6 protein-coding genes are annotated in these 5,458 nt (G+C 53.0%); 1 reads left to right on the top strand and 5 read right to left on the bottom strand.

Going from position 1 to position 5,458, the window contains the following annotated elements:
• Positions 1–88: 88 nt before the first annotated feature.
• The 4 genes from dolP to lpoA are packed head-to-tail and all read right to left on the bottom strand — an operon-like array spanning position 89 to position 3,673.
• On the bottom strand, positions 89–664 hold the full coding sequence (gene dolP / locus EQY_RS0113175; protein ID WP_000646033.1) for a division/outer membrane stress-associated lipid-binding lipoprotein: 576 nt from the start codon (positions 662–664) through the stop codon (positions 89–91).
• 9 nt (positions 665–673) lie between these two features.
• Positions 674–1,264 (bottom strand): DnaA initiator-associating protein DiaA, encoded by a 591-nt coding sequence (gene diaA / locus EQY_RS0113170; protein ID WP_001158034.1) that lies wholly within the window; start codon positions 1,262–1,264, stop codon positions 674–676.
• A gap of 19 nt (positions 1,265–1,283) precedes the next feature.
• A complete protein-coding gene (locus tag EQY_RS0113165; protein WP_000246839.1) occupies positions 1,284–1,679 on the bottom strand; it encodes a YraN family protein in 396 nt (131 codons plus the stop codon).
• On the bottom strand, positions 1,637–3,673 hold the full coding sequence (lpoA, locus tag EQY_RS0113160; protein ID WP_000249110.1) for a penicillin-binding protein activator LpoA: 2,037 nt from the start codon (positions 3,671–3,673) through the stop codon (positions 1,637–1,639). The genes EQY_RS0113165 and lpoA overlap by 43 nt, the downstream gene beginning before the upstream one ends.
• 64 nt (positions 3,674–3,737) lie before the next feature.
• Here lpoA and rsmI point away from each other — a divergent pair, with 64 nt between their 5' ends.
• Positions 3,738–4,601 carry a 16S rRNA (cytidine(1402)-2'-O)-methyltransferase gene (gene rsmI / locus EQY_RS0113155; RefSeq protein WP_000809263.1) on the top strand — a complete coding sequence of 288 codons (864 nt, stop codon included), beginning with the start codon at positions 3,738–3,740 and terminating at the stop codon, positions 4,599–4,601.
• Between the two features lie 49 nt (positions 4,602–4,650).
• On the opposite strand, the gene EQY_RS0113150 is transcribed toward rsmI, so the two are convergent.
• Positions 4,651–5,364 carry a galactosamine-6-phosphate isomerase gene (locus tag EQY_RS0113150; RefSeq protein ID WP_001194195.1) on the bottom strand — a complete coding sequence of 238 codons (714 nt, stop codon included), beginning with the start codon at positions 5,362–5,364 and terminating at the stop codon, positions 4,651–4,653.
• Between the last annotated feature and the right edge of the window lie 94 nt (positions 5,365–5,458).

Here is a 5,458-nt window from a genome sequence, read left to right as displayed (position 1 = left end):
GCGTAAACGCCTTATCCGACCTACGGTTTGTGTTGTTGTAGGCCTGATAAGACGCCGCAAGTGTCGCATCAGGCATTACAAAACATTGTTATTTAATAAACGTAAACGCCGTGGTCACCCGCTTCACGCCGCTTACCCGGCTGGCAATATCTGCCGCCGCTTTCGCTTCACGTTCAGTCACCAGCCCCATCAGGAACACTTCACCGTTTTCGGTGGTCACTTTCACGTTGGACGATTTCACCAGGTCGCTGGTTAACAGTTGCGAACGCACTTTGGTGGTGATCCACGTATCGTTAGACGCTTCGCCCAGACCAATCGGCTGCCCCTGACGAATCTCGTTATACACTTCGTTGGCACCGTCTACGCCCATAGCAATCTGTTTGGCGCGAGCCGAAAGTTCAGCATTTGGAGACTGCCCAACCAGCAGCACTTTGCCCTGATAGGCCGTTACATTAATGCGTGCTTCTTTCTTAATCTGTTCGTCTTTTGACAATGCGCTGTTCACGCGCACTTCCAGAGTACCATCGTCCACCTGGGTGCCGACACTGCGGGGGTCGGTCGCCGCTTTAGTACCCACAGCGGCAGTACCTACTACGGCAGCGGCAACACAACCTTGCAACAGCAGCGCGGAAATAAGGACTGCGATTGGCGATAATGCCTTCATGTATTCTCCTTAATCATCCTGGTGAGGGAAAAGCGTGTTATCGATCAGATCGCACAGGCAATTTACCGTCAGCATATGCATTTCCTGAATGCGAGCACTACGATGCGAAGGAATGCGGATCTCCACGTCCTGTGGCCCTAACAAACCGGCAAGTTCGCCGCCGTCATAGCCGGTCAATGCCACAATGGTCATATCACGTGTCACGGCGGCTTCAACTGCTTTTACGATATCGCGGCTGTTGCCACGGGTAGAAATGGCTAATAACACATCTCCCGCATGTCCCAGCGCCCGCACCTGTTTTGCATACACTTCATCATGTAAGCGATCGTTGGCAATCGCCGTTAAGACAACATTATCAGTATTTAGTGCAATGGCAGGTAGGCTGGGTCGTTCCGTTTCGAAACGGTTGATCATGCTGGCAGCAAAATGCTGTGCATTGGCAGCGGAAGTTCCATTACCACAACAGAGGATTTTGTTGCCATTGAGCAGAGACTGAACCAGCGTCATGGCTGCACGGGAGATGGCATCCGGAAGCGCCTCTGCCGCTGCAATTTGAGTTTGAATGCTTTCAGTGAAGCAAGCTTTGATTCTTTCTTGCACGCTAATCCTTAAACCTTAATTATGAGTGGTCATTAAAGGCGTCCTTAATCCACTCAACCTCATTCCCGGTGAAGGCTACCACATCGAACCGGCAATCCACAGTATCAAAACTCCCATTATGACGCGCGAGCCACAAGCGGGCAGTCTGTAATAATTTGTGTTGTTTGCTGCGGGTCACACTGGCTGCCGCGCCGCCATAAAGTGCAGAACGGCGGTAACGCACCTCGACAAAAACGGTGGTCTGGCCTTCATGCATTATCAGATCAATCTCGCCGCCACGCTCGTTCACGTTAGCGGCGACGAAGCGCAGTCCTTTGCCTTCCAGCCAGCGACGCGCTTGTGCTTCCCACGCATCGCCGGTCTGTTTAGTGGTTAACTGGCGGGGACTACCTGACCTTGTTGGTACTGTAGCCATGATAACTTCCTGTTAATCACGCAATCCGGGTTAGCCGTCAGACTTCCGGTATTACCGTTGATTTCAAAACCCTGAACCTGGCGCATTTGCGAGAAATGATTCGCCAGTGACCAGGCATCGACGCCCATCGCATACATGCGCGCCAACGAATAATCATTATTTACCGCACTGAGCGCCTGCTGCATTAACGGCAGATTACCGCCTGCCAGCATCGGGATTTCGCTGTACTGCAAGCCTTCCATCTCCAGTCGGAAATCCGGGCCAGCAGAGCCTCCTGCGCTGCGGGAGCTGGCGTACAACGTTGCACCGCTGTGACTGCCGTTACGCATGGCGATCATCGGTTTGATGAAGGCGATTTCGGCTGGCGTTGCCACAATGTACACCGCATCGACACGACCGCCATTATCGATGAACTGGTCTCCGGTCGGCGTGGTTTGCAGGGTTGGATTGTTGGTCGTCATGCCGGAGTCGGTTGTCGCTCTGGGTGTAATCGGGCTACCTGTTAAAGCGATACCTGAACGGCCGTTAACACCCGCGTGTAATTCGCTGGTGGAACCAAATTTTTGTTGCAAAACGGTGCCGCCGCCGAGTTTCTGCCACTCTTGCGCAAACGCATTGGCTACGCGATCGCCCAATGAACTGCGTGGGATCAGTACCAGCGGTGCTTGTTTACCCTGATCACGAATATGACGCGCTGCATCGCGCGCTTCATCTTCTGGCGATAGCGCGAAGTAACAGATATTGGCGCGGTTTTCGATATTTTCCGGCTGATTGAGTGCCAGCACGTTCAGCGGGGTGTTGCTCTTCAGCAACTCCTCAACGTTATTTTTTAGCAGTGGACCGACTACAATACTCGCGCCATCCTGCTGAACCTGGTTGAGGATCTGGCTAAGTGGTTGTGATGAGGTATCGTAGATTTTCAGTTCTGCGGATGGATTCGCCGGAGAGCTTACCGCTGCGGTGCTTGCCGGAGGGGCGCTTACAGGCACCGGCTGTGCGGCGGTTTCTTCACCTGTCAGATCGCTAACAGACGCTTGTGCCGGGCTGGCAACGCCGTCTACGGTTTGCGGCTGGGGTTGTTCTGCTACGTTAGCGGCAGGCGCGGCTGCTACCTGAGCCGCTACTGGCTGAGTGCCGATATTTTTCGCCGCTTCAAAGCCTTGCTGAATAGTGCGGCCAAACACTGCGGCCTGACCATTCAACGGCAACAGCAGGGCGATTTTGTTGGTTGACGCAGGTTTAAACGCTTTTACATTTACCAACTGCGTTGGCAGCATTTTCGCGCCCGGATTGTTCGGGTAACGTTTCTGCCAGTCGGCGATCCCGGCTTTCATCATGTCGGGGTCATTGCGGTTATCAAACCAGATGCGTTGCAGATCCAGCCAGCCTTGTAGGATGTTTTCGTCGGCGTTGATCACCAGCGTATTCGCCTGCTGCTGGGTCATGGCGGAGAGCGCCTGCCAGGTGGCATCGATATTCTGCTGTTTTTCTTGCGCACCGAGTAACGGTTCCTGAGCAATTAATGCGCGCAATAAATCAATGGAAGGACGTCCCTGACTGGCATCGATTTTTGCCTGCCAGTAACGCGCCTGCTGGTTCTGCTCTAAATCTGCCGGAGTAATTTTAGCCAGCAAGGTCTGCGCGCCAGCAAAATCTTTTTGTGTCAGCTTAATCTCTACCGCCAGCAGAGATTTTTCGCGACGCTGGATATCGTTCAGTTCTTGCGGCAGCTGGTTAAACAGTTCAACCGCCTGCCCGGTTTTACCTTCTTTCACCAGTGCACGAATGGCGAGTAATTGCCAGTTGATCCTGGTATCATCAGAGCTTTGCTGCATCTGCTGAAGATAAAAAGCAGAATCGGCCTGCGCCGTGCCCTGCATATAGGCAGTGGACTGATCGGGTGTATGGGTGCCACAACCGGCGAAAATCAGGGCTGCCAGAACAACAGGCAGACAACGCGCGGCTTTCAAACGAGAAAATGTTGAGGGTACCATAATGTATCCAGTGATATTTTTTTTACGCAATTCTCAATATTAAATCGGCAATACGGACGACACAATGAAACAACACCAATCGGCGGATAATTCTCAAGGTCAGCTCTACATTGTACCGACGCCAATCGGCAATCTGGCGGATATCACCCAGCGTGCGCTGGAGGTATTACAGGCCGTTGATCTGATTGCCGCCGAGGATACGCGTCATACCGGTTTGCTGCTGCAACATTTTGGGATAAACGCCCGACTGTTCGCCCTGCACGACCATAACGAACAACAGAAAGCCGAAACGCTGCTGGCGAAGCTGCAAGAGGGACAAAACATTGCGCTGGTTTCTGATGCCGGAACGCCGCTGATTAACGACCCTGGCTACCATCTGGTGCGTACCTGCCGTGAAGCGGGGATTCGCGTGGTGCCGCTACCGGGACCGTGTGCTGCTATCACTGCATTAAGCGCCGCTGGTTTACCATCCGATCGCTTTTGTTATGAAGGCTTTCTGCCCGCCAAATCGAAAGGTCGCCGTGATGCGCTAAAAGCGATTGAAGCGGAACCGCGCACGCTGATTTTTTATGAATCGACCCACCGTCTGTTAGATAGCCTGGAAGATATCGTCGCGGTGCTGGGGGAGTCCCGCTACGTGGTGCTGGCGCGAGAACTGACCAAAACCTGGGAAACCATTCACGGCGCGCCCGTTGGCGAGCTGTTGGCGTGGGTAAAAGAAGATGAAAACCGTCGCAAAGGCGAAATGGTGCTGATTGTCGAAGGCCATAAAGCACAGGAAGAAGACTTACCCGCCGATGCACTACGCACGCTGGCGCTGCTACAGGCAGAACTGCCGCTGAAAAAAGCGGCGGCGCTGGCAGCAGAAATTCACGGCGTGAAGAAAAACGCGCTGTATAAGTATGCGCTGGAGCAGCAAGGGGAGTGATTACAGGCATTGCAGCAGGAACAGAGCTGCGATGCCTGTACTTGGTGAGTTAACGGCGACACATCTCATCAATTACGCATGTGAAGTGGTTATGCAGCCATAAAAACGAAGCCGGGATCGTGGTGGAGACTTTAGCCGTGAGAAAACGTTCTGTCGCATCCTGCTTTCCTTCGCCAGTCACTAGTAACAAAACTTCGCGGGCATTGAGAATATCCTTCAAGCCTAAGGTGATCCCGCGAGTCACGGGACGACCAGCGGTTTTTAACATCTCATGTTGCTGGGTTTTCGCGTCAAGTTGGCTGATATGGCAGGCCGGTTGCAGGCTTTCTCCTGGTTCGTTCAGCCCAAGATGACCGTTTTTCCCTAGTCCGAGAACGCACAAATCGAGACCGCCTTTGCGCGCAATCAGATTCGTTACCCGCTCGCACTCTGTCTCGTTTATCTCTTCGGAGCGAAAGCTGATGAGCTGGTCTTCACGTAACCCCAGCGGCTGCACGATATGCTGCTGAAGGAAAGTTTCGCAGGTGCCGGGCACGGTTAATGGCAGATCCACCCATTCGTCGAGCTTCACGAAGGTCAGTTGGCTGACATCAACGTGCTGCTGGTGGATTTTTTCTACCAGATAATGATACGTCAGTAATGGCGTCGCTCCGGTCGCCAGGCAAATCACGGCATTTGGTTTGCTACGGATCACGTCCAATAAATATTCGCTGGCGCGTTCACTTAACACCGTATAGTTTTCAACTTGCTGTAAGGTTTGCATGAGGAGAAATTCCTTGTGTAGAGAGGCACCACCAGGTGTGATACGGAGACCGATGACAAACGCCAAATTGCCTGATGCGCTACGCTTATCAGTC

Origin of the sequence: Escherichia sp. TW14182, from assembly GCF_000208525.1 — a bacterium.
Taxonomy (GTDB): Bacteria; Pseudomonadota; Gammaproteobacteria; order Enterobacterales; family Enterobacteriaceae; genus Escherichia; species Escherichia ruysiae.
Note: the sequence above shows the minus strand (reverse complement) of the source record. Positions and strands in the feature narration are given on the sequence as shown.

Bases quoted from the DNA above. Each gene is read 5' to 3' on its own strand.
- dolP (WP_000646033.1), bottom strand. From the start codon at position 664: ATGAAGGCATTATCGCCAATCGCAGTCCTTATTTCCGCGCTGCTGTTG.
- EQY_RS0113165 (WP_000246839.1), bottom strand. From the start codon at position 1,679: ATGGCTACAGTACCAACAAGGTCAGGTAGTCCCCGCCAGTTAACCACT.
- EQY_RS0113150 (WP_001194195.1), bottom strand. From the start codon at position 5,364: ATGCAAACCTTACAGCAAGTTGAAAACTATACGGTGTTAAGTGAACGC.
- lpoA (WP_000249110.1), bottom strand. From the start codon at position 3,673: ATGGTACCCTCAACATTTTCTCGTTTGAAAGCCGCGCGTTGTCTGCCT.
- rsmI (WP_000809263.1), top strand. From the start codon at position 3,738: ATGAAACAACACCAATCGGCGGATAATTCTCAAGGTCAGCTCTACATT.